The organism is Micromonospora sp. D75 (assembly GCF_018070405.1).
GTDB classification, from domain to species: Bacteria; Actinomycetota; Actinomycetes; order Mycobacteriales; family Micromonosporaceae; genus Micromonospora; species Micromonospora chalcea.
In genome coordinates, this window is record NZ_JAGPXV010000881.1 from 1 (window position 1) to 1,860 (window position 1,860).

Below are 1,860 nucleotides of genomic sequence, written 5' to 3' on the forward strand. Positions count from 1 at the left end.
CTGGTCGGCGGTGAAGCTGGAGAGGGTGCGCTGGCGCTGGCGGGTGAGCTGGTCCAGTGTGCCCAGCCGCTCCGGCAGCGTGGCCTGGCCACCCGGGTCCAGCAGGGCCGCCGCGGTACGCATGCCGCCGGTCTTGTACGCCGTCGCCGCCAGCACGCCCACCTCGGCGCGGCTGCGCTCGGCCTGTTCCTGCAGCGGCCCGATCCGGGCCTCCAACGTGGCCGCCGTGGCCTTGTTGGCCTTGATGTCCTCGTTGAGCTTGTTGTAGGACTCGACGATTCGCTCCAGCTCAGTCGAGGACTTCTCGATCTGCTTCGTCAGCTCTGCGGGTGTGGGCTCGGCCCGGGCCACCTGCGCCGGGGCGAGTAACGCGGCCGAGAGGCCGGCCACCGCGAGCGAGCGGAGCAGCATCCGTAAGGACGACAAGAGCGGAAAGCTCCTCTCCCACCGGTCGCCGGGCGCGTTCGCGACCCGGCGACACCGGCCCGGGGCCATCCGGGTGGATGGCTGTCGACCGGGCCGACCTGCACAACCTAACCCGTGATCGGAGTGGTCGGGAGTTCAAGCAGGGGCGAAAGTTGGCAAAGTGGCGGAAAGTGACGATGGTGCAGCATGGTGTGGCTCGCCCGATTGGTCGTTCTGGGCGGATGTCGTCAGCCACCGCCATGCAAAGTCATGACAAAGACTGAAATCGCTTCCTCTTTCCGGCGGGCCACCCGGGGCAGAACCGGCGGCCGATCGCCGAAAACCCGAGGTCAGGTGGCGGGCCCGCAACACAATGAAGCCCGGAACCGGGATTCCCGCACGGGATCCGCGTCCCCGGGAGGCCGCCGTGCAGACCGAACGCTCCGCCACCCAGCCGCCCCGACCCACCTCGCCCAAACTGCTCTACGCCCGCCCCGGCATCGTCGTCACCGCCGAGCGCTTCACCGTCGGCCGCAACAGCTGGCCGGTGGCCGAGATCACCCAGGTGCGGACCGATCGCGGCCCGCACGACCGGCTCGCGATCCGCGCCGTCGCCGTGTCCGCCGCGATGATCGCCGCGGTCGGGCTGCTGCTCGGCTTCACCGGCGGCCTGCACCGGCTCACCGCCGAGGCGTACCTCCTGCTCGGCGCGGTCGGGCTGGTGCCGCTGCTGCTCGTGCTGATCGGCGACCGCTGGCGGCCCCCGGCGCACGAGCTGTGGGGCCGGGTGCGGGGCACCGAGGTGCTGCTGTTCAGCAGCGACGACGAACGACAGTTCGGTCAGGTCAGCCGGGCGCTGCGCCGCGCCCGCGAGGCGGCGCGCATGGGCGGCTGGGCCGACCCACCGGCGGCCGAGCCGTGGCGACCGGCGCGGTGAGCGGCGCTCAGCCCGCGACCGGCTCCGGGGTACGCGGCTGCTGCTCGGCAGCCACCCACTGGCTCACCCGCCGCTCGGCGTAGAACGAGACGAACGGCACGGTCCCGGCGAGCATCACCAGCAGCATCCGCTTCAGCGGCCAGTTCGCCCGGCGGGACAGGTCGAACGTGAGCGCCAGATAGAGCATGTACAGCCAGCCGTGCGCCACGCCGACCACGCCCACCACGCTCGGGTTGTCGAAGCCGTACTTCAGCGGCATGCCGATCAGGACCAGCACCACGAGCGCCACGCCCACGATCCAGGCGATCACGCGGTACCGGGTAAGGGCTCCGCCCACCGTCGTCCGTCCTTCCGCACCGGCCTCAGCCGGGATAGTCGCCGGGCCGGGCGCCCGGATTGGCGTTCAACCAGGATAGATAGCGGTTGTACGCGGCCAGCTCGGCGTCGTCCGCCCCCTCGGCCGGGGCGGACGGCGTCCGCACGACGCCCACCCGGCGGCGGACCGCCGGGGTGGTGTC

2 protein-coding genes and 1 pseudogene are annotated in these 1,860 nt (G+C 71.9%); 1 reads left to right on the forward strand and 2 read right to left on the reverse strand.

Translation table 11 applies throughout. The features are described 5' to 3' along the window. Positions 1 to 411, reverse strand: a pseudogene (locus KBX39_RS30260) (glycoside hydrolase); the annotation flags it as partial. Between the two features lie 421 nt (positions 412 to 832). Between KBX39_RS30260 and KBX39_RS30265 the strand changes: the two are divergent. Beyond that, the gene (locus KBX39_RS30265; RefSeq protein ID WP_043328818.1) at positions 833 to 1,342 is read left to right on the forward strand and encodes a DUF6232 family protein; all 510 of its coding nucleotides are present in this window, start codon (positions 833 to 835) and stop codon (positions 1,340 to 1,342) included. Positions 1,343 to 1,349: 7 nt separating this feature from the next. Here KBX39_RS30265 and KBX39_RS30270 read toward each other — a convergent pair whose 3' ends face one another. Beyond that, entirely contained in the window at positions 1,350 to 1,679 is a 330-nt protein-coding gene (locus tag KBX39_RS30270; RefSeq protein WP_043328820.1) for a DUF3817 domain-containing protein, read from the reverse strand. Positions 1,680 to 1,860 lie beyond the last annotated feature (181 nt).